Below are 22885 nucleotides of genomic sequence, written 5' to 3' on the forward strand. Positions count from 1 at the left end.
TCCTTAATTTGCTAGATGTGTTGTGATGTTGAAATCTGAATCGATGGTGATCGCACCTTGTAAATCGGTTCTAAAAACTGTTACATTGGCGGCATCGAGAGTATCAAGTGTATCAGAATGAGGATGTTGATACAGGTTATTTTTTCCACTACTTATGAATGCAATTTCAGGGCTGCATTGTGCAATAAATGCTGCAGAACTAGAATTTTTGGAGCCATGATGACCAACTTTAAGTACATCAACATCAGTAAGTTTGTCTAGCAATAGCATTTCGGTAGGGTGTCCAATATCTCCGGTAAAAAGCATGGTAAAGTCTTTGTATTGTATAGTAAAAACCATCGATGCTTCGTTAAGATTTTCATAAGATACGGTTTTGTGAGGCGATATTATGTTAAAGGCAATGTTGTCGATTGTGAATGCAGAATCTGAGGAAGCATAGATGACAGTGGTGTCGTTGTCGGCTGCCAATGTAAGTGCTTCGGTTGTGAGAGCATCTGCTGTCTCTGTATAAGGTAACATAAGAATATCTATATCCATTCCGGCTTTGAAAAGTTCGATAACTCCGCCAATATGGTCGCTATCGGAGTGCGTTACGATTGCCAATTCTACGTTATTGTTGCCAAGATACTTGATGTGATTCATAACTTTGGTTTTTGCAGAGGGAGGGCCGGCATCGACCAATATGATTTTGTCTTTGGAAGTTTGAATGATTGTACAATCTCCCTGACCAACGTATAGTTGCGTTAGCTCAAAATTGGTAGAAGGAATAAACCCGCATCCGAAGGCAATGGTAGCAGTACATACTCCAAATGCAATTGATATTTTTAGTATTTTGTCCTTTTGATAAATATAGGCAACAACGGCAGTTCCGATCACGGCATAGCATATGACCACCGCATAAACTGGAATTTTGCCAAGAGTGACCATCGCAAAAGCAAAATATTCTGACACAAACTCAAGCAATGCAGATATCGACTCAAGAGTAAAAATTATGAAGTTTGCCAGATACTGGGCAATATCGATGCTTACCATGCCGACTGCAAGAGTAAATAGCGTAGCGTAAATGATAATGCTAAATACTGGAATAAGCGCTAAGTTTAATATAATTCCGGCAAGCGATGTTTGGTAGAATAAATATATAATAATTGGAGCAATACCAAGTGTAATTGAGGCACTGAATATCAGCGATTTATACTTTAATGTGTACAAATCATTTTGATCTAGGTAGTGCTCGGATACGATATTATATACTCCGATTACCGTAACTGTGGCAAAGGATAGAAGAAAGCTGGCGGAAGTAAGCGCAAATGGATTGTCAATCAAAATTATTATGGCAGCCAAAGCCAGGCTGGTAAAAAAATCGCTTTCTTCGCGGATCATAAACGCAATGATAGTGACGGTAATTAGTGTTGCAGCTCGCGTAATAGAAACGGTAAAATTTGCTATTAAGCAATAACTCCAGATAAAGAGCAAGGCAGCAACAAGTCGCGCGTAATAGTTGGGGCAAATATAAGAAGCGATCGTTTTGGCTATTAGATATATAGCTCCCAAGTGAAAACCGGAAATTACAAGAATATGAGAAATTCCTAAGTTTTGAAAATCGGCATAAATGGAGTCATCTAGCGAAGATTTATCTCCCAAAATGAGAGCCTTAATTATGCCAGTTGTATCATCTGCAAAAATGGTAGCAATATGATCGTCGCAAGCGGTTTGAACTTTTTCGATAAAAGGAGTCTGTTTCTGATAATTGATGATATTGTCAAGTTCGGCTGTTGCAACAATGCCCTCGCTTTTGAGATATTGGGAGTACACAAAGTCTGCTGGATTGAAAGTAGTAGCGGGGGGATCTATAGTGATCTTGCAATAAATGATATCGTATTTAGAAAATTCAGTAGCCGCCAGAGGATCAGGTAACGTAAGATCGAGTTTTCCATTTACAAATTCAGTAGAGCCGTTTTCTGATACCAAAATTACAGAATCGATAGTTAAAACAGTTGAGTAAGAAGTCTGGCGCACTTCTGTAATGGTACCTTGTACGGTTGCTGATGGATAATTTTGCCAAAATAGTTGCATTTTGGACAACGGATGATTGAATGTAAACATAAATGCAATTGTAAATATAATTCCGTATACAAAAACGCTGATATTTTTGGTAATAAAATAATATCCGCCACAAAATAATAGGCAAATAAAAAAAGGGATATATACATCTGTGTATACCATCCCGAATAGTATTCCTGCTATGATATATAGCAAGCTACGAGCTAATACTCTCTCTTTAGTTAGCAATTACACTTTCATTCCTTCCAAATAATAAATTTAAATCGATGCGCCCCAAAGCGTCAACCGCGCGCTTGCCATCTATTAGCAATCCGACTTTTTCGATATAATAAACTTCTGTTAATGAATTTACAATAGAATCAACCATCATTTGTTCACCATCTTGAGCAATAATTTCTTTGAAGTGATTGCTAGATAAATCTACCTGACATACTCCGTCTTTGGTAACGATATAATTTATAATTGTATTAGAAGGCAGAGTGGGTAGCAAATTGTTTGCTGTAGGACCTTTGATCAATTCTTCGAGAATATACTTTTCTATTGGAACATCTTTATTGACTTCTACCCCTCGTCTTTCGAGAACTAGCTTTTCTTTATCTTCATCGAGAAAGTATAATTTTAAAGTTTGATAATTGGTTGGTGGATTTGGGTCCATAGTGTTTAAAATAATATTGGATCTATTCATAACACCTATAGGGACACCGTTAGCGGTGGTGATCGGTTTGTCTGCAATAGTCATAGTGAGCCCAGAAATAAAGTTTAAATCGGTGAGTGTATATATAAGTGCAACTCTGGCGAGCATCTGATTTTGGGTACTCAAACTGTTAAATGATTCTGCAAAATCAAGCTGTGCAATACCATTATTAATAGTAATTATAGTCGGTATTGATGAAATGTTGGACTGATAAGTGCGATCAATTTTGCGGTATAAGGCTTCTGTGATCGAATAAACAATTTCATCGCGATTAAACTGATCACTGAGAATTATGTTAGTTGTCGCTAATTTGTTTTTAGCAGAATCAAAGTGATATAAATGATACTGATTTGGATTGAATTCGTGAGTTTTAACTAATGAACATCCAGAAAGTATAGCAAATATAATTGACAAACATAAAAGCAAAAAATATTTTTTCATAATTGTCTCCCTTTTCTACTTAGATTGCATTAGAGGGAGTTGCACAATAAATTTAGAACCTTTCCCTTCTTCGCTTGTAACATTGATAGATCCTTTATGCATAATAACAGTTCTGTAAGTGATAGAAAGGCCAAGTCCGGTGCCTCCGGTTTCGCGATTACGTGTTTTGTCAGTTCTGTAGAATCGTTCAAATATTTTAGGTAGCTCATCATTGGCGATACCAATGCCTGTATCTTGTACAATTATATATGCGTTATTAGAGTCTTCTTTAATGATAACACTAACTTCTCCATGTTCTGGAGTATATTTGATGCCATTTTCGATTAAATTAGATATAGCAAGTGTAAGTTTGAGAGGATCAACCTCAATTTTGATATCGCGCTCGCTTTCATATACAAGAGAAATTGCTTTTTGAGTTGCAAGTGGAGCCAAGCGTTTTAATATGGCATTGGTTAGTTGGTTTAAATTTGTTTCTTCCAAATTTAGGTGTAGTTTATTGCTATCTAATTTTACAAGAGACAACAAATCATTGATGATAGTATTTAATCTATCTACTTCGTGATTTATGTCGAGAAAAAACTCTTGATACATTTCTATTGGAGTATTCTTGTCATTTATAAGAGAATCACTTAGTACTTTTATAGATGCAAGAGGAGTTTTTAATTCGTGTGAAACATTGGAGACAAAATCTTGGCGAGTTTCATCTACGCGTTGAAGCTTAGCTGTCATTAAATTGAATGCCTTTGCTAATTCGGCCATTTCAGAACGACCCTTAATAATAATTTTTTCGTCCATGCGCCCATTTGTAACTTCTTCGACAGAAGACATAAGCTCTTTGATGGGTCTAGTAAAAAATGCCGATACAAAAAAGCTAAGTAACCCGGTCAAAACGCTGGTAAATAGAGATAATACATATATTTGAGTGGAAACTTCTTCCAATAATAGATATACATCATCGATATTGACCGAAAGCAAGACTACACCTAATATGTTGTTTGTGTTTTCTAAATCTCTAATAGCGACAGCGGTACTCATGATATATTTGCCATCTTTAAGAATTCTTTCGGCACTATCTCTTTTATTTAAAGCGTTTAATACCTGGTTGGATATAAGCATTGAATTTATATCAATTCTACTGGAATCAGCTACTAAATATCCATTTTTATCAATAACAACAACTCTAACAGAAGTACTAAGCTCATTGCCTATTTGTGAAATCTGCGACATAAAGTTAGAATAGTCTTCTCCTTTTTGAAGGTAGGTGCTATTTTCAACAATTTGACTAGCAACCAGATTTGCTTCACGTATCCATTCCTTTTGACTATTGCTTAGAAAATAGGTTTCGATTCTATTGTGTGCAAGCAGAGAAAACAGCATAAGGGGTGCTCCGCTTACAACTACAAAAAAGGATAGCAGCTGCCACCTTAAACTATAGAACCAGGGATACTTAATCTTTGAAGTAATATCCAACACCCCACTTTGTATAGATATATTCTGGTTGGCCTGGATTTGGCTCTACTTTTTCGCGAAGACGTCGAACATGAACATCAACTGTACGAACATCGCCAGGATATCCCTTGCCCCAAATGGAGTCAAGCAGTTGCTCTCTATTGTAGACTTTGCCGCGGTGAGTCGCAAAAAGTTCTAGCATATCAAATTCTTTTGAGGTTAAATTAATTTCGTTGTTATTTAGAAATACTCTTTTGCTATTGCATTCGAGTCTTAAGTCGCCGATTTCTAGTGTCTTTTTCTCTGTTTCTTTTTCTTGAATGGAACGTCGTAAAACTGCTTTAATTCGAGCCTTGAGTTCTAAAACGTTAAAAGGCTTGGTAATATAATCATCTGCACCATATTCAAGGCCCATAATTTTATCCATATCATCGCCTTTTGCAGTGAGCATAATAATTGGAACATTAGAAAACTCTCTAACGATTTGGCATACTTCGAGCCCAGTATATTCAGGTAACATGACATCTAAAATGACAACATCATAGTTTTCGCTTTTGATTGCATTTATAGCTTCGGCACCGTCATAGGCGCTATCAACATCCCAACCCTCTTGTGATAAACTAAAGACAATTCCTTTCACAATTAGTTTCTCATCATCTACTACTAAAGCCTTGATTTTCATAATTTCCTCCTAATTAATTGTTATTAAATCTTTGATATTATCGAGAGTGGCATCTCCGATCCCTGACACATCTAAAATCTCGTTGATATCTGTAAATTCTCCGTTTTGTTCTATATAGCTGAGAATAGAAGTTGCTTTAACAGGACCAATTCCAGGGAGCGAATCGAGCTCAGCTAGCGTTGCAGTATTTATGTGTATTAAGCCATCGTCTGATTGAGAAGCAATAGAAGAAATGGTAGCCTGAGTCATAACAGGTACTTCATCATCAAACGCTGGAATATATACCTTAGAGTTTGTAGTAACCGTCGCAGCAAGATTGATAGTTGCTAGATCGGCATCATTGGTTAAACCACCAGCCATGACAACAAGGTCATTGATTAGCTCACCTTCAGCGATATTATAAACACCAGGATTAATTACTTCTCCATCGATATGAATAGGTATTATTGATGGCGCTGGTGGTGTGGTTGAAATATTTGTAGCATGAGTCTGATTAGTATCGATAGTTTTCATTTGATCAATCTCATGTAGCATAGAAATCGCGGTTTCATGTTGCGAGGGCATAATGATCTGATCATCGTTATTATTATATAATGCGAAACCAGAGATACAACCCGCAAGACCCGCAAATAAAGCTATTCCTTTGTATTTTTCTTTCATAAATCACCTCGTATTAAAGTGTTAACATTTTTTTTGAAAAATAGTCAGGCTCTAGCAAAATATTTCAAATTATTTTTTAATTATATTAGGATAGTACAAAAAGGTACATTTTGTAAAGTATTTTTTCACTTTTTTTTAAAAATGTTTAAATAAATTTTTGGACGCGTATATTGCACGGTGATATTTTATGTTATACTAACTATGGCTCACATCATTCTAAAGAGAAAAGGAGATCAAATTGATGAATAAACAACTTATAAAAATAATGTTATGTGTATTTTTACTAATATTCCCCAAAATTTGTATTGCACAAGAAGTTCCAAAGATAAATGCAGAAGCGGCAATTCTAATGGATGCCAAAACAGGAACCATTCTTTATGAGAAAAATGCGTATAACAGATACTATCCAGCAAGTATAACAAAATTGATGACAGCTTACTTGGCAATCCAACATCTAAATCCTAATGACTATATAACGTTTTCGAATCACGCAGTAACGAGTATAGATTCGGATAGTAGTCGAATAGGAATGCGTGAAGGAGAAAAATTGTTAGTTGATCAGGCATTACATGCTTTATTATTAGACTCGGCAAATGACGTTGCAAATGCATTAGGAGAAGCGGTTTCTGGAACGACAGAAAATTTTGCGCAGCTAATGACAAAAACAGCGCACGACTTTGGCGCAACAGCAACAAACTTTGCAAATCCTCATGGACTGCATAATTCAAAACATTATACAACTCCCTACGATATGGCATTGATAACAAAAGCGATTTATAATGATGAATACTTAAGAGAAATTATGGATACCCCAACATATCAGATTCCGTCGACTAATTTGTCAAATAAGACGATTTATCTATCGCAAAGTCATGCTCTTATGAATCCTATTAGAGATAGCCAGCGATATCGTGAAGATGTAATCTTGGGAAAAACAGGTTATACAACACCAGCTGGTAATACGCTTGTAACCGTGGGAAAACGAGGTGAAGTTGAACTAATAGTGGTGATAATGAAAGGTCATCTTCAAAACTATTATAACGATACCAATGCGCTATTGGACTATGGATTTAAATCTTATACAGCATTAAATTTGAATACACCCAATGAGGTGATTACAGTAGCTCCGCTATATTCTATTCAAAGTGGAAAATTGTTTGAAGTTGCAACGTGTGAGATTTCTACTAAGGATAAAATAAGTATAGTAGTTCGTTCAAATGTATATAAAAAAGACTTGGAAGTAATAATGGATCTAGAAGAAAATTTGCGATTAGGTGCTAAAGAAGGAGATACTGTTGGAACAATCACCTATATGCATAATGGAAAAAAACTAGAATCTAGTGAACTTATTATTTCCAAAATTAATTTTAAACCAGCAACGAGCCTGTATAGTGAGCCAAATGAGTCTAAGAGTACATCTATATTTAATGTAGATTTTATTGTAGTTGCCGTTGTAGGTATAAGCATTTTATTTATAATGACTAAGCATAAAAAAAGAAAATTTCGTTTTGATGGAAAATAAGTAAAATTTGATGCCCCTATCCTAAACAGAGAAGGGGCTATTTTTTATTCATCAAAATTGCTACAATTGTGGTAGACTTCTTGGACATCATCATCAGATTCTAGTAAGTCTAGCAATTTGGTGAAAGCTTTAATATTATCATCAGCAATTTCTGCATTGGTGGTAGGAAGCATAGTAACTTGACCGCTAGAAATTTTTATGCCGGCATCTTCTATGGCTTTATACACATCGGCAAAAGCATCCTTAGAAGTGGTGATAACATAGCCCTCATATTCAGCGGCAAAGTCGTCTGCTCCAGCTTCGAGACTTAGCATCATGAGATCATCTTCGTCTATGTTGGTATCTTCTTTTTCGATAATAATTTCGCCTTTTTCTTCGAACATAAATGATACGCATCCAGAGGTACCCATATTGCCATTGCCTTTTGAAAATGCGGCACGTACATTGGCAGCGGTACGATTTTTGTTATCGGTAAGTGTTTCGACGATAACCGCGATACCATTGGGACCATACCCTTCATATGTGATATATTCGTAATTTACGCCATCTGCATCACCTTCAGCTTTTTTAATGCTTCGAGCTATTGTATCATTAGGCATATTATTAGATTTTGCTTTGGCAATAATGTCTTTTAGTCTATTGTTAGTATTAGGATCAGAGCCACCACTTTTAACAGCAACAGCAATTTCTCGACCCAGCTTGGTGAAAATTTTACCTTTCTGCGCATCATTTTTGGCTTTACGATGTTTTATGTTTGCAAACTTTGAGTGTCCTGACATAATTACCTCCTAAAAATTTTTAAATTATATGTCTTTGAAAACTTCTACTATTTACTATTTTATTGATTTTATTGATTTAATCAAGGGGGTAGATTTTTATTTCTTAAAATAAGGCCTTGAAGAAGTTATGAGTGATAGATATACTATGAAAAAGAAAAGCAATGAATTGGTATAAAATGTAAATTTTGCGCCAGAAATGTCAAAATGGCTAAAAGGAGGGTTATATGAAGCAATTTTTAATAGTAGAAAATGATAAATTTATGGATACATTATTTAAAAATTCGCTTTTTGATTCGTTTTTAACGCAAGAGATAACATTATATACTGATATAAAATATAAAATTGATGGAACTCTTCATAAAAATTTTCATGTAAACGATAACGTTCCTGCCGCACCATTTATGTCGTGGAAATTTTTGAAAAATAAGATAATTCATCTATTTTCTCAAACTGATAAAGTGCAGTATCTCAAAATTATTTTTTTGACAACAAAAGAAAAAACAGAGCAAATTTCAACAGATGCAAAGTCATTTGTTTTAAATATTATGTATGAAAATAAAGCTTTTATTTTAACCTCGGCTTGGAGCCCCAAAATATTTATAATGGATAAGAGCGCAGAAATTGAGTGGGATGCAAAAATAGAAAGATTTTTATTGCAATATAAGTTTATTAAGTAAAAAAGCGACCTCGAAGACCGAGGCGCCTGTATTATTGATCTTTCATTTGCTGTTCTTGAGCTTTGATCATGCGTCTAACCATTTCGCCGCCGATTTTACCAGATGGACGAGCATTGCTGTTATACCTTTGTGCTAGTGAAATACCTAGATCCGCCGCTATTTCTTGTTTCATAGATTCCAATGATTTATTTTTCATATAACTCTCCCTTGCCGTCTAATTATTAACTCGATATTTATAGTAGTAATGTTCCCATTTGACGATAGAATATTACAGTAAATTTTGGAAATTTTCATGTTTTCGCAAATTAGATATTGACAAATTATATGTAAATTAGTAATATTTAGGTGACAAAATTTTTATTAGTGAAAGGATGACAGATTTTATGTCTAAAAAAGGTAATTTATCAATTCATAGTGAAAACATTTTTCCTATAATTAAAAAGTGGTTATATTCAGACCACGATATTTTTGTGAGAGAGCTTATTTCTAATGCTGCAGATGCTATTCTCAAATTTAAAAAACTTTGCGATATTGGAGAAGCGGCAGACAATTTAAACGAGCCTTTTAAAATCACTGTGACTGTTGATAAAGAAGCATCAACCATTACGATATCTGATAATGGTATAGGTTTAACAGAGGAAGAAATCGAAAAATATATTAATCAAATTGCTTTTTCAGGAGCAGAAGACTTTTTGAGTAAGTATAAAGATAAAATGGACGATGATCAGATTATTGGACATTTTGGACTAGGATTTTATTCGGCATTTATGGTATCATCTCAGGTACAAATCAATACGCTTTCATATGAAGGTGGCGAGTCACTTTTATGGACTTGTGATGGAGGGACTACCTTCGAATTAGAAGAGGGAACTAGAACGACAAGAGGAACAGATATAATATTGCATATAGCAGAAGAGAGCAGGGAATTTTTGGGATTCTATCATCTATCTAAGATAGTAGAAAAGTATTGCTCATTTATGTCTATTCCTATCTATATGGTGGATGCAAATAAAAAAACTGAAGAAGCCGAAGAAACTGAAGAAGCCGATGTAGAAGATATTGATACAGAAGAAGTTGATGAAGCGCAAGCAAAGCCTATCAATGATATAAATCCGTTATATACATTACCGCCAGCAGAATGTACTGATGATCAATATAAAGACTTTTATAGAAAAACTTTTTCGGATTACCATGAGCCTCTATTTTGGATTCATCTAAATATGGATTATCCATTTAAGCTTAAGGGAATTTTGTATTTTCCAAAGCTACAAAATGATTTTGAAATAGCAGAAGGAAAGATTAAACTTTACAATAATCAGGTTTTTGTAGCAGATAATATAAAAGAAGTGATTCCGGAATTTTTGTTGCTATTAAAAGGTGTGTTAGATTGCCCAGATTTGCCTCTTAATGTATCGAGAAGCTTTCTGCAAAATGATGGATTTGTAAAGAAAATCTCTGATTATATCACTAAAAAAGTAGCAGATAAACTTATTTCGCTTTATAAAAAAGAGAACGAAAAATATAAAAAGTTTTGGGATGATATTTCCCCATTCATCAAATATGGTTGCTTAAGAGATCAAAAATTTTCAGACAAAATTAATGACTACATTTTGTTTAAAACACTTGATGATGAGCACGTAACTATGGCAGAGTATTTAGGGCATGATCTTCCAGATGCCAAAGACCAAAAAGCTGATGAACCACAGGATAAAATTTTCTATGTTTCAGATAAAGAAAAGCAATCCCAATATATTGAATTATTTAAAGAAAATAACTTGCATGCGATATATTTGCCGCATCCGATTGACGCATCATTTATTTCACATATAGAATCAAGAAATCCGTCACTGAAGTTTATGCGTATTGATTCGGATGTTTCTGGAGCGTTAGGAGAAGGAGAAGCAGACAAAACTAATGAAGGTGAAATTGCTAGTTTGTTTAAAGTAGCATTGAACCAAGATGATATTAAAGTTTCTATTGAAAACTTAAATAGCGATACAACTCCGTCTATGATTTTGGTTTCTGAAGAAGGAAGACGTATGCAAGAAATGATGAAAATGTATGGAATGCCAACGGATAATCTACCGGCTTCTGATATGACATTAGTATTAAACCAAAACCATACGCTGATTAAAAATTTGACAAACGATTCTGTAGATGCAACAACAAAGGATCTAATTTGTAAGCATTTATATGATTTAGCACTTATTTCAAATCAATCATTATCTCCAGATGCAATGAAGGAATTTTTGATGAGGAACTGCGAATTATTGTTAAACCTTACTAAATAATTATAAAAAACATTATATGTGAGGAGAATTTTCTCTCCGACAGCCAAGAGAGGGTCGATTATGAATATTACAGAGATAGAAAAGCAAGTGATTAATGGATATGAATTAGGAAAAGTATTTACATCTGCGGATGTGTGTCAAGATTCTGAACGTACGTTAGAATTAGGGCAAGGAGGACAGTTTGGAAAAGCTGTGTGGAAATATATTAAAACTCATTGTTCGGAGCATATAGAGCGTATCGAAAAGAATAGTCATGGACAGGCTCAGTATCGAGTAGTTGCAGAAGCGCATGAAGCAGTAACACCAGGCTTTTCAGATGACATTAAAAAAGTTATTATAAACTATCCACCAGGTAAGATATTTACTTCTATTGATGCTTGCAATGATGCTAAATTGACAATAGAAAAAGCTGGAAAAGTTGGAGCAACGATTCGAAATTTGATACAAAATGAATTTGCAGATAAAATCAAGAAGCTGAATCTAAATGCAACACCAGTTAAGTATATTGTGATTTGACAAATAAGAAAGAGATACCGCAATTAAGCCGTATCTCTATTTTTTATGTTACATTTTTGATTTAATTAAGGAATAAATTTGATGTTCGAGTGATGTTAATGAAGATGTTCCGTCAATGAGATATACATTCTTGATGGATGCGGATAGTTGCAGATAGCCTTCATATACTTTGGTATGAAAGTCTAATCCTTTTAAATCGAATCGATTTATATCTACGCCTTTTCTACTAAGCCCAATATTTGGGGGCAAGTCGATAATAATATTTAAATCGGGAAGAATATCATCGCAAACGAAATTATTAAATTTTTGAATAATATCTATATCCAAATTGCTAGCATAACCTTGATACGCAAGAGTGCTGAGATAGAATCGATCACTAAGAACTAACTTTCCGGCATTAAGAGCAGGCAAAATTGTATGTATCAGGTGTTCTCGACGAGCTGCTAAATATAATAGTAAATCGGTTTTGGCATCTAAGTCAAATTGAAAAATATTGTCTCTAATAGATTCGGCACTTTCGATTCCGCCGGGTTCTCGAGTTGCAATAACGGGGATGTTATCAGCTTCAAAATGTGTTTTTAATAAGGAGCAAAGAGTGGTTTTGCCGGAGCCTTCTCCGCCTTCTATAGCAATAAACAGACCTCTATTCATAGTTTCTCCAATCTTATATTAAATTTGATAATACATAAAAAAAGACTCCAAAACCAGATCTTACAAAGCTTGGGAGTCATAAATCTATCTGCTGCAGTAATAACTACTTAATTTAATTTGTCTTCTATAAGCTGGGAAATTTTATCTGCCCAAGCATTTATGGTAGATTGATCTTCGCCTTCGATCATCACACGTACAAGAGGTTCTGTACCAGAAGGGCGAATAAGGACTCGACCTTTGCCACAAAACTCATTTTCAGCCTGTTTAATAAGTTTTTGAATATCTGCGTCTTTCTTATAGAAATATTTTTTTTGATTAGTAACTTTGGCATTTTTAAGAACTTGTGGATATAATTTCATAACAGAAGCAAGGTCTGAGAGTGTTTTGCCTGTCTTCTTAATAACATAGAGCAATTGAATTGCAGTAAGAAGACCATCGCCAGTCGTATTATAGTCGAGAAAAATTACGTGCCCAGATTGCTCTCCGCCAAGATTATAATGATTTTGTAGCATATTTTCAAGTACGTATCTGTCGCCAACTTGGGTGCATTCAAGATTAATATTATTTTCATCGCACATAATTTTAAAGCCGAGGTTGCTCATAACGGTGGCAACAATAGTGTCATTGACTAATTTGTCATCATTTTTCATGTCCAAGCCAACAATACTCATAATTTGATCGCCATCAACAATATGACCATTTTCATCTACAGCTAGGCATCTATCTGCATCGCCATCAAAGGCAATTCCAACTTGCATTTTTCTGCCAACAACTTGTCGGCTAAGATCACCCATATGAGTGGATCCGCATTTTTGGTTAATGTTTAAACCATTAGGCTTATTGTGAATAACTTCTATTTCGGCTCCTAATTTTCTAAGCACTAGAGGAGCAACTTTGGATGATGCGCCGTTGGCACAATCTAGCAATACGCGAAGACCTTCTAAATCGCTAGGTAAAGTATTACACAAATAATCCACATATAAATCAACAACGTTTTCTTTTAGTTCCCAGGTACCAATTGCCGCGCCAATAGGTAAATCTAGGCTAGTATTGTCTTTTATTAGGGCTTCTATTTCATCTTCTAGTTCATCTCGCAATTTGTATCCGGCATTATTGAAAAATTTGATGCCATTAAACTCAACTGGGTTATGGGAAGCAGAAATCATAACTCCTGCATCTAAGCCAAGCTCCCTAATTAAAAATGCAACTGCAGGCGTTGGAACAACACCTATACAAATAGCTTTAGCACCCATACTGCAAATTCCAGAAACAAGGGCAGATTCTAGCATAAGTCCAGAAATTCTTGTATCTCTGGCCACCAAAATCTTAGGCTGTCTATGTGTTTCTTTGGTGAGTACATAGGCTCCAGCTTGACCTAGTTTAAAAGCTAAATTTCCAGTTAACTCTGCATTGGCAATTCCGCGAACGCCATCAGTTCCAAATAAATTTCCCATTAGTATTCCTCCCATAAATATAATTTATAGCATTAATAGTGTATGTTAATTTGCTTGAGTGTGTTCACTCAAAATTTTTGGTATATTCTTTGCCCCAGTGTTCAAGTGCCTCTAATACTGGTTTTAAACTTTGTCCAGTGGATGTGAGGCTATATTCAACGCGAGGAGGCACTTCTGGGTAGACTTTTCGGTTGATTAAAGAACAACTTTCTAAATCTCGCAGTTGAGTAGTTAAAACTTTTTGTGAGACACCAGAAAGGTTTTTTTTTAATTCACTAAACCGTTTAGTGCCATCAAACAAATCTCGAAGAATTAATACTTTCCATTTACTGCCTATGAGCGTTATTGTTGTTTCAATAGGACAATTTGCCATTTTTGTTGTCATCCTTTCAAAAATCATTTATTATGATAAGTGGGGTCTATATAAGATGGATCAATGTAGATTGGATCGATATAAGCAGGATCTTCGTAAGGTGTTTCGGATACAATTTGCTCAATTAGAACGGTAAGAGAAGGTGAATTTACTATTTCTAATTCTGGAGGGATAGGAATAGTGAGCTCAAATTCGTGTTTTCCAAGTTGAGCATCTGTCAAATCGAGTGTAGCAGATAAATCTTCAACCGTAAATTCAAGTATTTCTTCTGCTGTTCCACTAAGCTTAAGTGTAATCGAATTGTCCAAAATATCGTATTTAATGTTATCGGAGCCAACAACTTTTAATTTAAGCTCGTCGATATCTATCGTAAATTCATGGATGTTAGTTTTTTGTACTTCAATTGTTACAACAGCTTTAGGATCAATTTTATCTATATATTCGACACCATCAGGTAGCAAAAAATCGACTTGCTTAGTTGTATTTTCTATAATATTGCTGAGAAATATACTATTAAGTTGTATAGAATTAATTTGATCTATGAGTGCTTCATTACCTACGATGGTGATTTCTGCAGGAGTAATGATGGTGTTTGTTAATGTATATCCTGTTGGGAGAGTACCGTTAAAGTCGGCTACTAGTGGCACTACTTTTTTCTTTCCTGTAGGTAAAATAACTTCTACATAATTTTGTGATTTTGAAATCCCCACAACTTCATTGCCATCCTTGTCATAGGCAAATACTGGTAAATCCATTACAAGTGGATCTTGTGCAAAATCGTTTATGTTAATGTCAACAACTACATTTTTGATAGTATCTACAATGCTTTCTGGTCCAACAATTTCAATTTCTTTAGTTTTGATAATGGGGTCAAGAGTTATATATTGGCTGTCTTCTTTACCATTTATGTTATAAATAATATCAAAGGATTCGGTTTTTTCTGATTCAAATACAACATAAACAGAAGAAGGTTCATAGTCTTCTATTACAATGTCTTCTGGGACGTTGTCTATTTCTATTTCAACCAATCGCTCTGTTAACCCAGAGTTATTAACAAGTTCTTGGACATATGGAGTGAGATTGATCCGAGCTGTAACAGAGTTGACATCCTCTGTCAAAAAATTTTCAACCTCCAATCGTTGCCCTTTAATATTAATATTTACAGAAAGGTTGTGTAGTTTATAGCCATCCTTGACCACATGTCCCTTACCTTCTATTTGATTAAGACCAATTACATCAACTTTGATATTGTCGATATCTGCACTGATAACAGGGTTTTGAATGTTAATAACGATAAGCCATGAAAGCATTGCTAATAATATAGAAAGTAGTTTCCAGTGTAAGTTATGACGTTTCATTCTTCATCTTTCCTTTCCCTTTCCTTTTCCAGCCATTAAATGACTTATTAGCCTTTCGTTGAACATCTAGTGAGAGAACTTTCTCAAGACCTTCTGCAGTTAAGTTGCGTCTGATTTTACCATTGCGGACATAGGAAACTATGCCGGTTTCTTCTGATACAACAATTACAACAGCATCAGTTTGCTCAGAAACACCAATAGCGGCACGGTGCCTGGTGCCCAAATCTTTGTTGATTGTGAGGCTATCACTAAGAGGCAAAAAACAAGTGGCAGCGTTGATTCGATTTTTTGAAATAATTACTGCTCCATCATGCAAAGGAGTATTTTTCTCAAAAATATTGATAAGTAATTGTGAACTGATTACAGAATCTATGGCTATTCCAGTTCGTTTGTATTCTGTAAGAACAGTATCTTTTTCGATGATAATTAGTGCACCAGTTTTCACCTTGGCCATTTGAATGCTAGCTTTTACAAGATGAGAAATAGATTCATCATTTAGCGTGTGAGTTTCTTTATCAGTGGTTATAGAGGTCCCCCATAAATTTCCTTGACCTAGTTGTTCAAGTGCTCGCCTAAGTTCTGGTTGAAACAAAATAACAATTGCTATTGTTCCAACTGTGATTGTATTACTAATTATAAAGGATAAGGTGTGCAACTCTAGCAAATAAGCTACTAAAGAAGCCATAAAAATAATGACAACACCCTTAAAAACCGCCCATGTACGTGTATCTTTAATCCACATTATAATTTTGTAAATCCCAAACGCTACAATTGAAATATCAATTAGGTCTTTAAATGATACCTGGGGTATTTTAAAAAATGAAATTTGTTCTAGTATTGAGTGTAAAAAATCCCAATTCATACTTCGCCCCTTTTTTGATGTAGTAGTAAAATAAATCGGTGATTAAACCGAAATAAGAACTTTAAATTTAACTGAGTATTTTTTAATTAAGGGTGGTTTACTTTTTATTATACCACAAACTTTATATATTTTATCACTAAAAAAAGTAATTTTGAGATATAATTATGAATTTAGAAAAAAATTGAAAATGACATAAAAAAAAGCCGCCAAAGCGACTTAAATTTCAATAATTATTTCTTCATCAGCAACATCAATATTGTCATATAAATCATAAATTTCATTATGTCGAGAAGATAACTCAATTTTTGGAATAACCTTTACAAAATAATAGTTATGCTCGTCTTCAAATTGTACAACCTGCGCACGATTATAATCTAATACTCTAGATAAAAAAGAAACAAAAAAAGCAAATAACATACAAATTAAAGTAGTAATAATCATCATTGGGATGTTAATATTCATTTGAATAAGCAGATCTGCTAATAAAAAACCCAATATATTGATAACAGAGCCAAAGAATATGGCTATATATGGTGCGTAATCGATAGACAAAATTCTAATCAAATATACTACTAAAAATACCACCATCAAAATAGATGCTGTAGCAAGCATGTTTTGGTCATATACGGTCACAGATAAAATTTTATTTGTGACAATTTCAATTTGTGCAAATATTGTATCTACTTCTTCTAGTGTAATACTAGCTGAACTATTCATCAAAAGTGGAAGGATCATAAGTATATTGTATAAAGAACATCCAACGATGAATGCTCCAAATGCTCCAAACCCAAAAAATAGCGCACCAACAAGTGGAACCAAATATATTGCCCCGGTAGGCAAAAGAAGTAACGTAAATATGATCAAAAGAGTTTCTTTTTTGAATAATCTGATATATAGAATATAGAAAAGTAGTGCTAATGAGATCATAACAATTGTTAAGATGAGTCCAGATTGACTTACTTTAATAAGTGTAATAATCATCAATGCAATAAATGTAATATATGTAGGTAGCCCCATTGATATGAGGCTGAGCGCCACACATAACACGATAGTTACAATATTAGAATTAGAAAAATTTATGACGTTGTTAAGACATAGCAAGCATATGAAAGTTAAAATAAACTTTGAGAGTATATTTATAATGACTTCATTATTCTTATAGACACTAATAAACCCAGCTCTAATACCTAAAAGTGTTTTTTTCATTAGATATTTCCTCCTGAATACTTAGATTTTTTAATTCATTAACTAAAGCATCATATTTATCAGTTTTTAATTGAGCTTTACGATATATTTTTTTATAAACCAAAGTAGAAATGATGGTATAAAAAATAATTGAGCCAAACGCTAAGCTGCCATATGGAATTATAAATGTGTATATGATTTCATCTAAGTTTGTGGGTAGGTTCATACCGCTCTGAATTTGCCATAGTAGATGAGTTGCAATAAAAATAATTACAACAACGGCAATAGATAATTGAGTAAATAAATTGGCAACATATACAAAATCTTTACAGTATTTCGAGGTGATTCGTCTATTGTGAGGCATTTCAGGGTCATTATCTAAGAGAGCTAATTGTGACATTAAAATAATCTTATCTTTATCAATCATACTAAGTCCTTTCCGCCTTACTCTTCATGCAGCTGCTATTTTTTGTTCTTTTTATTCTATTGTTATGCTAGTATGTGGTTATTTATTCTTCTATAAATGCGTCTGTTGTATAGCTAGCAGCACCATTCCAAAAAACCCAGTCGTTTAGAATAGAATCATATACCGCTTGCATCTGCTGCTGAAGTTGTTTTGCAGTATAGTCTTGATGCGGAGTTACCCAAGTAGCAGTAAAGTCTTGGAGATAAGGTATAATTTGTGCTTTTCGTTCTTCGAGAGGAATTTGTCTAATAACCTCATTGGATGCTTTTAAGGCACCTAAAATTATTTCGTATGGGTTTAAGTCTGGATTTTTTTGACCAAATGAACCGTTAGCGTAGTGAGAAGGATAAATCATAGGATAGACAGCATCTAGGCGTTGGACAAACGATTTGTAATCTTGTCCTAAAACTTGTGCGTCGATTTTACTAGTAATAATGGTTCCAAAAACATCGGCACTAACGCGTACCCCATAGGGCTCCAAATTTTCTACCATATAGTCTAAAAACTCATTGATAATCTCGGTTCTAGAAATATCGTCAGGTAAGTTTACCCGAGTCGATGTCATAGATTCATGAAAACGAATATAGTCAAACTGAATCTCTTTAAATCCAACACGAATTGCTTCTTTGCATACTTCTAAAATATATTCCCAATTTTCTATATTATACGGATTTAACCAAGTTTCTTTTCCTTTAGTTTCATAAACATTGCCATCGTGATCTAGAACCATTCTCTCGGGAAAATTGGTGTCGACAATATTGTCTTTAAAGGTTACGATTCTTGCGATTGGATAAATATTATTTTTATATAACGCATCCATTAGAGCATTAATATCAGGAATTTTTGGAGATTTACGCACACTTTTTGCCGCTAGTAACGCAGGGTTGTTGCTAGAAAAAGTAAGGTATCCCATGTCATCTTTAACATCGATTACAAAGCTATTTATTTCTGTTGCATTTGCGAGTTGTATAAGTTCATCTATATTATATGTTTTGTGAGCGGGAACATAGAGTCCTTTTATATTTGGTGAGTCTTTGTGAATGTCAAAACTAAGAGAGTTTTGTTCAAAGTCTCCAATATTTTCAATTGAAAAAAATTTTTGCAAATCAGCACTAGGGGTTTTGTGGGTTTCGTCATAGGCTAGAAAAGCATAACTCATTAATAAAAATGTAAATATTGTAGCAAGCATCGTAAGTTTTTTTTTGTGGTTTTTCTTGTTCCTGTACGTGTAGTAACTATACTGTGCAGGAGAAGTAAGTTTTTTCTTCATAAGTAAACACTCCTTTATTGTAGCATAAAAATTCACAATTGTGAAATAAAATCTATATTTTTACACGAATTACCTATTTTGTCTAAAAAATCCCTGTGATGTAATATTTTACCATGAAAAATTTAAGTTGTATAGGGGAAATTTTAAAATATGTAAAAAAATGTATTATTCCCCTCCAAGACAGAGGGGGAATTGGAATAAGATTATGCTTTGCTATAGAAGAATAATTTTTTGGATTTGAGGCCAAAATCATGAGCGTTAATGATTTGTTCGGTGCTACCTACAAATAATATTCCTGTTGAAGATAATGATTTGCTAAACTTGGTATAAATATCTGCCTTTGCTTGTTCTGTGAAATAAATTAAAACATTTCTGCACACAATCAAATCAATATCAGAAGGATAAGGATCTTTGAGTAGATTATGCTGTCTAAAATCAATTTTTCTTTTTATATCATCACTGATTATATAGCCTTCTGTAGTTTTTTTGAAGTATTTAGACTTATAGTCTGCTGGAAGATTTATAACTTGTTTATCAGGATATATTCCAGTTTTTGCTTTTGCTAAAATATCTTTATCGATATCTGTTGCAATAATTTTGAATTTTTGGCTTGGGATTAACTTGGTCAGTAATATTGCAAGAGTATAAGGTTCGTCGCCTGTGGAACACGCAGCACTCCATACATTAAATGTTTTGGTAACATTTATAATTCCAGGTAAAATATCTTTTTCTAAAGTAGCCCATTGTCTAGGATCTCTAAAAAATTCGGAAACATTTATGGTTAAATATCCCAAAAACGTTTCATAAGCTTTAGGGTTAGTTTTTAAAAGTGTTAAAAATTCTCGATAATCTGAAATACCAGACTTCTTTATATGTGAATCAATGCGTCTTTTCATCTGTCCTTCCTTATAGGAATTTAAATCAATTTTAGAAAATGTATAAAACTCTGTCACAAAATGATTATAATCCATTACTAATCTCCCCTTTTATTGTATTATTTATATAGGATATAACGTCATCTATAATATATTTAGGAGTAGAAGCTCCTGCAGTTATACCTATGTCACTATCTTTATTAAATTTGATTTTAGCAAGCTCTGAAGCGTTTTCAATGCACAAAGAATTTTTGCATTCACTAAGGCAGATTTCGAATAATTTTTTTGTATTAGAACTGTTTCGACCGCCTACTATAATCATAGTGTCCACATTTTTGGCCAAACTACGTGCCTCTTGCTGACGTTTGGTTGTTGTGGAACAAATAGTATGAACATAGTTAAATGTAATGTGATTCTCTTCTAGTAGTTGTATTATTCTATTGACCACTTCTTGTTTATATGTGGTTTGTGCAACAACAAAATAACTTTTTGTATTGTCAAGTAAGGGTATGTTAGAATCAAATTCATCTTTGATTATGATGGCGTTATCATTTGTCCATCCATTGATTCCTATTATTTCTGGATGCAATTTATCTCCAATTATAATAATAGATTGCCCTAATATTATGTGCTGTTTTACCAAATTATGGATTTTTTTGACATATGGACAAGTAGCATCAATAATATTTATACCCAAATGATCTGCTTGTTTATAGATATTTTCTCCCACACCATGTGAGCGAATTATTACGTTTTTGATGCGCGGAGTAAGCTCATATGCTATTTCTACTCCTTTGAGTTTTAAATCGTTGGTGACGAAATCATTATGGATTATAGGACCAAATGTGAAAATATTTGAAAGAGAGGCATTAGAATAAGCAAGATTGACGGCCCTTTCTACTCCAAAACAAAATCCTGCGCTTTTTGCTAACTTAATCAAATTGAACACCTACTTTATCCTTGGCAAGTTGTAAAATATGATCTACAACCATATCTGCAGTTAAATTGGAGGTATCTACAAGTATGGCATCTTCAGCTTGAATAAGAGGCGAATCAACTCTGCTACAATCAGCCTTATCTCTCAATTCAATTTCAGAAAAAATTTTATTCCATTCAACGATTTTTCCGTTTTCTGTTTGTTCTTTAAATCGTCTATTTGTTCTTTCCGCAAGTGAGGCAGTTAAAAAGATTTTCAAATCAGCATTGGGGAAAACTACACTGCCGATATCGCGGCCATCCATTACAACGTTGGTTGTATGAGCAAGAGTTCGCTGCAACTGAACCAAGTTATCTCGGACAGCAGAAATTGCCGCAATAGTAGAAGCTGCATTAGAAATCTCACTGGTACGAATTTTATTGGTAACATCTTCCTTATTAAGAAATATGTGCTGATTTTTATTAATATGTGATATTTTTATTTGTATATTTGCTAAAGCCGCTGTAATAGTATTTGTATCGGCTAAGTCAATACCTTGACTGAGAATACATAATGCTACTGCTCTATACATGGCACCGGTATCGATGTAAACCCATCCAAGTTTTTGAGCTATCTCTTTTGCGATAGTACTTTTTCCAGCACCTGCTGGTCCATCAATTGCTATTATCATATAAGCCTCCGTTTTCTAGATAATTGTATTGTCATAATTCTCTCTAAAAAAATCCTTGGTATCATCATAAACTTCGTATTCTACCCAAATTTTTTCTAAACTATCGAGACTGTGTTCTAGCGAATCCTTAATTTTGAGACTAAGCGCAACAATTAGAGCATTGATGATGCTTAAAGGAGCCACAAGTGAGTCAACAAAAGAGATCATCTCACTTTTTGCAACAAGGCAATAATCTGAAAATTCCGCGATAGGTGCAGTAACAGAATCGGTGATTCCAATTATAGTAGCACCGTTTCCCTTTGCAAATTCCAAAGATCGATAAACACGCTTGGAATATCTTGGGAAGCTTATTCCAATTATAACATCGTTTGTATTAATTCTATGAATGACTTCAAAAATTTCGCTGATACTATTGGTATTTACAACTTTAACATTTTCAAACATTATATTAAGGTAAAAGTGTAAAAATGTAGCAAGGCCAGCGCAGCTTCGTACTCCCAAAATATAAATTGTTTTTGCATTTAATATCGCTGTTATGGCACCATCAAATGTCTCTTCATTAATATGGGCAGCAGTATGGCGGATTTTTTCTTCATCGATTTGTAACACGCTTTTTAATACGTGATTTTGATCAATTCTATTATGTGTGACTTCTATTCTTTGCATAGCGGTCAATTTACTTTTAACTAACTCTACTAATGCAGCTTGAAACTTAGGGTAGCCGTCATATCCAAGTTCTGTGGCAAATCTAACCACTGTAGATTCACTGACCCCTACAATTTGCCCCAATTTAGCAGCAGTCAAATAAACAGCTTTTTCATAATGATTAATGATATAGTTTGCAATTAATCTTTGGCCTTTACTCATTCTCGATTGAGAAGACTTTATTCGTTGTATTAATTCGTATTGCTTCATAGAACTCACCTACTAAAATTAAATTTGTCACTTAAAAAGTATAACCTGTTTTTGAAATTTTTACAATGGACGAAATCAAAATTTAATATTATGCGGC

23 protein-coding genes are annotated in these 22885 nt (G+C 34.0%); 4 read left to right on the top strand and 19 right to left on the bottom strand.

What is annotated here, in order from left to right:
• Positions 1-3 precede the first annotated feature (3 nt).
• From PCY70_RS01955 to PCY70_RS01975, 5 genes are all read right to left on the bottom strand, one after another.
• Positions 4-2289 carry a DNA internalization-related competence protein ComEC/Rec2 gene (locus PCY70_RS01955; protein ID WP_305768241.1) on the bottom strand — a complete coding sequence of 762 codons (2286 nt, stop codon included), beginning with the start codon at positions 2287-2289 and terminating at the stop codon, positions 4-6.
• Positions 2279-3196: a GerMN domain-containing protein gene (locus PCY70_RS01960; RefSeq protein ID WP_305768242.1), complete on the bottom strand. Its 918-nt coding sequence runs from the start codon at positions 3194-3196 to the stop codon at positions 2279-2281. The genes PCY70_RS01955 and PCY70_RS01960 overlap by 11 nt, the downstream gene beginning before the upstream one ends.
• Before the next feature lie 15 nt (positions 3197-3211).
• Complete coding sequence (locus PCY70_RS01965) at positions 3212-4573, bottom strand: sensor histidine kinase (protein ID WP_029487954.1); 1362 nt, start codon at positions 4571-4573, stop codon at positions 3212-3214.
• Positions 4574-4643: 70 nt separating this feature from the next.
• Positions 4644-5327: a response regulator transcription factor gene (locus PCY70_RS01970; RefSeq protein WP_010166884.1), complete on the bottom strand. Its 684-nt coding sequence runs from the start codon at positions 5325-5327 to the stop codon at positions 4644-4646.
• Positions 5328-5336: 9 nt separating this feature from the next.
• Complete coding sequence (locus PCY70_RS01975; RefSeq protein WP_010166886.1) at positions 5337-5987, bottom strand: helix-hairpin-helix domain-containing protein; 651 nt, start codon at positions 5985-5987, stop codon at positions 5337-5339.
• Positions 5988-6228: 241 nt separating this feature from the next.
• Here PCY70_RS01975 and PCY70_RS01980 point away from each other — a divergent pair, with 241 nt between their 5' ends.
• Positions 6229-7509, top strand: a complete 1281-nt coding sequence (locus PCY70_RS01980) for a D-alanyl-D-alanine carboxypeptidase family protein (RefSeq protein ID WP_010166888.1) — start codon at positions 6229-6231, stop codon at positions 7507-7509.
• A 44-nt stretch (positions 7510-7553) separates the two neighbouring features.
• Here the strand turns inward: PCY70_RS01980 and PCY70_RS01985 are convergent, their stop codons facing one another.
• A complete protein-coding gene (locus PCY70_RS01985; protein WP_010166890.1) occupies positions 7554-8288 on the bottom strand; it encodes a YebC/PmpR family DNA-binding transcriptional regulator in 735 nt (244 codons plus the stop codon).
• Between the two features lie 224 nt (positions 8289-8512).
• Between PCY70_RS01985 and PCY70_RS01990 the strand changes: the two genes are divergently transcribed.
• Complete coding sequence (locus PCY70_RS01990; protein WP_305768243.1) at positions 8513-8965, top strand: DUF5721 family protein; 453 nt, start codon at positions 8513-8515, stop codon at positions 8963-8965.
• Positions 8966-8996: 31 nt separating this feature from the next.
• Here PCY70_RS01990 and PCY70_RS01995 read toward each other — a convergent pair whose 3' ends face one another.
• Positions 8997-9161 carry an alpha/beta-type small acid-soluble spore protein gene (locus PCY70_RS01995; RefSeq protein WP_305768244.1) on the bottom strand — a complete coding sequence of 55 codons (165 nt, stop codon included), beginning with the start codon at positions 9159-9161 and terminating at the stop codon, positions 8997-8999.
• Between the two features lie 187 nt (positions 9162-9348).
• On the opposite strand from PCY70_RS01995, the gene htpG reads away from it, so the two are divergent.
• Positions 9349-11256: a molecular chaperone HtpG gene (htpG, locus tag PCY70_RS02000; protein ID WP_305768245.1), complete on the top strand. Its 1908-nt coding sequence runs from the start codon at positions 9349-9351 to the stop codon at positions 11254-11256.
• A 60-nt stretch (positions 11257-11316) separates the two neighbouring features.
• Complete coding sequence (locus tag PCY70_RS02005) at positions 11317-11772, top strand: hypothetical protein (RefSeq protein ID WP_010166899.1); 456 nt, start codon at positions 11317-11319, stop codon at positions 11770-11772.
• Between the two features lie 48 nt (positions 11773-11820).
• Here the strand turns inward: PCY70_RS02005 and tmk are convergent, their stop codons facing one another.
• The 12 genes from tmk to PCY70_RS02065 all read right to left on the bottom strand — a co-directional run bounded on the left by tmk (position 11821) and on the right by PCY70_RS02065 (position 22788).
• Positions 11821-12423, bottom strand: coding sequence for a dTMP kinase (gene tmk, locus PCY70_RS02010; RefSeq protein WP_010166901.1), 603 nt, complete (start codon positions 12421-12423; stop codon positions 11821-11823).
• A 107-nt stretch (positions 12424-12530) separates the two neighbouring features.
• A complete protein-coding gene (gene glmM / locus PCY70_RS02015; protein WP_305768246.1) occupies positions 12531-13877 on the bottom strand; it encodes a phosphoglucosamine mutase in 1347 nt (448 codons plus the stop codon).
• Positions 13878-13941: 64 nt separating this feature from the next.
• Positions 13942-14250, bottom strand: a complete 309-nt coding sequence (locus tag PCY70_RS02020) for a winged helix-turn-helix transcriptional regulator (RefSeq protein WP_010166905.1) — start codon at positions 14248-14250, stop codon at positions 13942-13944.
• A gap of 23 nt (positions 14251-14273) precedes the next feature.
• Positions 14274-15608: a CdaR family protein gene (locus tag PCY70_RS02025; RefSeq protein ID WP_305768247.1), complete on the bottom strand. Its 1335-nt coding sequence runs from the start codon at positions 15606-15608 to the stop codon at positions 14274-14276.
• Positions 15595-16470 (bottom strand): diadenylate cyclase CdaA, encoded by an 876-nt coding sequence (gene cdaA / locus PCY70_RS02030; protein WP_010166909.1) that lies wholly within the window; start codon positions 16468-16470, stop codon positions 15595-15597. The genes PCY70_RS02025 and cdaA overlap by 14 nt, the downstream gene beginning before the upstream one ends.
• Before the next feature lie 216 nt (positions 16471-16686).
• A complete protein-coding gene (locus PCY70_RS02035; protein ID WP_010166911.1) occupies positions 16687-17676 on the bottom strand; it encodes a hypothetical protein in 990 nt (329 codons plus the stop codon).
• Positions 17651-18082 carry a hypothetical protein gene (locus tag PCY70_RS02040; RefSeq protein ID WP_010166913.1) on the bottom strand — a complete coding sequence of 144 codons (432 nt, stop codon included), beginning with the start codon at positions 18080-18082 and terminating at the stop codon, positions 17651-17653. The genes PCY70_RS02035 and PCY70_RS02040 overlap by 26 nt, the downstream gene beginning before the upstream one ends.
• An 82-nt stretch (positions 18083-18164) precedes the next feature.
• Positions 18165-19391 carry a putative glycoside hydrolase gene (locus PCY70_RS02045; RefSeq protein ID WP_052296453.1) on the bottom strand — a complete coding sequence of 409 codons (1227 nt, stop codon included), beginning with the start codon at positions 19389-19391 and terminating at the stop codon, positions 18165-18167.
• Between the two features lie 203 nt (positions 19392-19594).
• On the bottom strand, positions 19595-20362 hold the full coding sequence (locus PCY70_RS02050; protein WP_305768248.1) for a CheR family methyltransferase: 768 nt from the start codon (positions 20360-20362) through the stop codon (positions 19595-19597).
• Positions 20352-21206 carry a 4-hydroxy-3-methylbut-2-enyl diphosphate reductase gene (gene ispH, locus PCY70_RS02055; protein WP_010166919.1) on the bottom strand — a complete coding sequence of 285 codons (855 nt, stop codon included), beginning with the start codon at positions 21204-21206 and terminating at the stop codon, positions 20352-20354. The genes PCY70_RS02050 and ispH overlap by 11 nt, the downstream gene beginning before the upstream one ends.
• Positions 21199-21873 (bottom strand): (d)CMP kinase, encoded by a 675-nt coding sequence (gene cmk / locus PCY70_RS02060; protein WP_305768249.1) that lies wholly within the window; start codon positions 21871-21873, stop codon positions 21199-21201. Before cmk ends, ispH begins: the two co-directional genes overlap by 8 nt.
• A 15-nt stretch (positions 21874-21888) precedes the next feature.
• Positions 21889-22788, bottom strand: coding sequence for a MurR/RpiR family transcriptional regulator (locus tag PCY70_RS02065; protein WP_305768250.1), 900 nt, complete (start codon positions 22786-22788; stop codon positions 21889-21891).
• Between the last annotated feature and the right edge of the window lie 97 nt (positions 22789-22885).

The sequence above is a fragment of the Candidatus Epulonipiscium viviparus genome, from assembly GCF_030708075.1.
GTDB lineage: Bacteria > Bacillota > Clostridia > Lachnospirales > Cellulosilyticaceae > Epulonipiscioides > Epulonipiscioides viviparus.